Source organism: Mesorhizobium sp. M5C.F.Ca.IN.020.32.2.1 (assembly GCF_004023105.1).
Taxonomy (GTDB): Bacteria; Pseudomonadota; Alphaproteobacteria; order Rhizobiales; family Rhizobiaceae; genus Mesorhizobium; species Mesorhizobium wenxiniae.
In genome coordinates this window covers 1-3,620 of the sequence record NZ_RZSX01000673.1, presented here as the reverse complement: position 1 = coordinate 3,620, position 3,620 = coordinate 1, and the positions used below count along the sequence as shown (strand labels likewise).

The following is a 3,620-nucleotide window of genomic DNA, read 5'->3' as shown; positions in this document are numbered from 1 at the left end:
AGATTAGGCAGGATGTGCCGCACCATGATGCTGAAATTGCTGCTGCCTGCAACGCGCGCGCGGTCAACAAATGTTCGCTCCTTAAGCGACAGTGTCTGGCTGCGAACAACACGGGCGACGAACGCCCAGCTTGTCATGCCGATAACGACAAGGATCACGAAAAGAGAAGGACGGAAGCCGAGGATTTCTCTGCCCCGCCCCATCACCTCGAGAACTACGGGTGTGATGACCAGCGCAAGCACGAAGGAGGGCATGACAAAAAAGAAGTCCGTCAAGCGCATCAGCCAGACGTCAACCCAGCGACCAAAGTAGCCCGCGGTCATTCCGACCGTGGTGCCGACGACGAGGCTGATCACGGTCGCCAGTAGCGCTATCGTAAGTGAGATCCGGGCACCATGGACGACCAGATTGAGGACGTCCCGTCCCACTTCATCGGTCCCCAGCAGATGCTGGCCTGAAGGTGGCGCGAGGAAATCGCCGGTTGCATTGATCGCAGTCTGAAGCGGTCCCACCAGGATATTGGGCATCGCTGCCGTAACAAGAAAGAATACCAGACACAACAGGCCAAGCTGAGCTCCGCCGTAGCCAAGAAACTGACCTAGAAAGGTTTTGATAGCACGCGCCCTCGTACGCCCAGAATACCGAATTGTACTTTTGCTCATTGTCGGACCCTCGGATCAAGCAGGCCGTAGGCTAGATCGGCTATGAGGTTTGCCATAACAATCGAGACGCCGAGCAACAGGAATATGCCTTGAAGGACCGGGTAGTCCCGTGCGTTGAGCGCCTCCACGGTCAGACCGCCGATGCCCGGCCAGGCGAACACAGCTTCGACGGTGATGGCACCCGCCACCACGTAGCCAAGATTGAGGGTGATCAAGGTTACGACCGGCAGCATTGCGTTGCGAAAAGCATGACGCATCAGCATCTGACCGCCGGTCAGTCCCTTGGCCCGTGCGGTCACCATGTAGTCCTCGGTGACGACGTCGCTCATCGCAGCACGAGCGACCACGACGTATTGGCCGATTAGTCCAAGGGCCACGGCGGTGACCGGGAGCGCGAGATGCCGCAGATAATCAAGCGCCAAGTCAAGGGAACCGACGTTAGCGCCTGGTGAATATGCCCCGTAGCCCGGAAGCCAGCCCAATGCCGTACTGAAGATCACCACCAGGAGCATGCCGAGCCAGAAAGATGGGGTAGAATAGAGCGCCAGAGAGACCCCCGTGGCGGCATGGTCGACGGCTCCTCCTCTACGCCAACCAGCATATACGCCAAGCATAACCCCGCATAGGATGGCGATAAATTGGGCTAGACCGACCAGGACAATGGTGGCCGGCAAGCGTTCTAAAATCAGGTCAGCGACATGCCTACCCCTGAACTTGAAGCTGTAGCCAAGATCGCCCTGGAGAGTCGCCGACAAGTAGTCGAGCGCCTGGTCAGGGAACAGCGGCCGGTCGAGGCCCCAGTTCTGACGCTGCGCCTCGATCTGCTCGTCGGTCACGCTGGTGCGCGCCCCGCCGAGCAGAAGCGATGCAGGGTCGCCGGGAATGACTCTGAACAAGCCAAAGTTCAGGATTGCAACCATCACAAGCGTGATGACCGCCCTGAGGAGAATCCGCCCGATCCGCCGGCTCATTTGGCCTCGCTTTCCATCAAGACCATCTCAAACCGACTTCAGGCGATCGAATGGGTAGTAGCTCCACCCCGAAATCTCTGTGCCCCAGCCCTCGAAACAATCCTTGCGATGGGCATCGAGCATGAGCGGGTAACTTAGGATTATGTAAGGGGCTTCAGCGTAAATCAGGCGCACCGCCCGGTCGACCAGCTCTTGGCTCTTCTTGAGGTCGACGGTGATCTCGACCTCAGACAGAAGTTGATCGAACTTCTCGTTGCTCCAGTATGACGTGTTGCTGGAATCGGCACTTTTGCCCAAAACGAGCAGGTCGTGAGCCGAGGGAGACCGCCAACCTGCGGCAACGAGCAGGTCCCAACCCCCACCGCCCTTCGCCGGCGCCTTTGTACGTGCACTAAGGGCGCCGGAGTCGAGCTGTGTTACGGATACAGGGATTCCAATTTGTCCCAACCAGCCAGCGATAAGCTGCACTACCGCGATCGGTATCTCGAGGGTGCCCGAAGACGTTCCAGTAATTAACTCGAGCTGGAGCTTGTTTCCTTCCTTGTCTTCCCGGATGCCGTCACCGTCGACATCCCGATAACCGGCGGAATCGAGGCGGCGGGCCGCCTCCTCTAGATCAAAGTGGCGCCTGATGTTACTCAGGTCCGAGTAGTAATCGGCCGCGGCCGGCATCACCAACCCCGCGCCAGCGTCGGCGTGACCTTGGTAGGCCCGCTCGACGATAGCCTTCTGATCGATCGCGTAGCTGATCGCATCACGAAACGCCGGATCTTGAAGGGCCTCGGTACTGCCTGCACCGTCCCCCGAGGCGGTGTTGAAGGCCAAATAGTCTCGCTGCTCAATGCGGTTTTGACCGACCTCGATGGCAGAATCCTTCGACAGATCCGCCCACTGGGAAGCTGTGAGGCTGATGCCATAGTCGAGATTGCCGCTCTTCAGACCTTGCGCGATGGGATCGGCCGTATTGAAGAAATTGAAGACCATCCCGGCCGTCTTTGGCTGTCCGGTGCGGAAGTGCGGGTTCGGCGAGAGGCGGACAAACTGGCCCTGCTGAAAGTCCTGGATGATAAGCGGCCCGGTTCCCACCAACGGCGGGTCGTTTCGGAAGGTGCTGCGCGCATCGGCGTAGGAGACATCCTTCCAGATGTGCTCGGGAACCATCATTACACCGTTGTCGATTGGCCAACGCGTGGGGGACTTGGTCACGATTTGCAACGTATCGTCGTCGAGCGCCGTGATGGACTCGACGTTTTGCATGCCCTCAGTGCTGTTCCAGCCGGCGTTCAGTTCGTTGGGCGTGCCGATGGACTTGCGCACATAATTATAGGTGAACGCGGCATCCTTGGCCGTGGCGGGCTGGCCATCCGACCACTTCATTCCAGGCCAGATTTTGAAAGTCCACGTGACGTTATCGTCAGCGACCGACCACTCCTTGGCAAATCCCCTCCGATCAGCATGGCGCTGAGCGTCCACACAGACCAGAAAGTCATAGGTGTAAACTAGCGGCCACCAATTGCTGTAGGAGGCGAACGGATTCAACGTATCGGGGGAGACGTTTGCGCCCATGCGCACGATGTGACCATCGCACGACAACGCGGCGAACGCCCTTGAGCTCAGAACGCAAGGCACGGCCGATCCCAAAAGCATCGCTTTCACGACTGCACGTCGCCTGAATGGCCAGTCATCCATTTTTGTTCCCCACCCTTTTCTTGTCACCGCCCCGCTCTCGCGGGGCGGTTCGCCGTGAGTGTACCTATGTGCCTGGGCGGTTTGCGCGAATTATCTCGCATTATGGCAGCAAATCTGCGTTTTTGTCCGCTTGTACGCACGAAAGCAACGTTGCTGGTGGCGAGTGGAAGATCCCTCGCTCATAGGGTGTCGCAACGCAGAAGCCAAGCTGGGCGGCCAAGGATGTTCTTGTAGTAGCAGACCAGCTTAATGTTGGTCTCGGCGGCTTCGGATCCGGATAGCCGGAAATACATACGAC

General features: G+C 58.5%; 3 protein-coding genes. All 3 read right to left on the bottom strand.

Translation table 11 applies throughout. The annotated features are described in order from the left end of the window. Positions 1-662 (bottom strand): ABC transporter permease (locus EOA86_RS26745; protein ID WP_164892001.1); only part of this gene is annotated, 662 nt, incomplete at its 3' end. After that, entirely contained in the window at positions 659-1,633 is a 975-nt protein-coding gene (locus EOA86_RS26740; RefSeq protein WP_091598655.1) for an ABC transporter permease, read from the bottom strand. The genes EOA86_RS26740 and EOA86_RS26745, both read right to left, overlap by 4 nt. Before the next feature lie 27 nt (positions 1,634-1,660). After that, positions 1,661-3,322 carry an ABC transporter substrate-binding protein gene (locus tag EOA86_RS26735; RefSeq protein ID WP_091598658.1) on the bottom strand — a complete coding sequence of 554 codons (1,662 nt, stop codon included), beginning with the start codon at positions 3,320-3,322 and terminating at the stop codon, positions 1,661-1,663. Positions 3,323-3,620 lie beyond the last annotated feature (298 nt).

What these genes read in the sequence shown, in the direction of transcription:
- EOA86_RS26740 (WP_091598655.1), bottom strand. Translation starts at nt 1,633, where the DNA reads ATGAGCCGGCGGATCGGGCGGATTCTCCTCAGGGCGGTCATCACGCTT.
- EOA86_RS26735 (WP_091598658.1), bottom strand. Translation starts at nt 3,322, where the DNA reads ATGGATGACTGGCCATTCAGGCGACGTGCAGTCGTGAAAGCGATGCTT.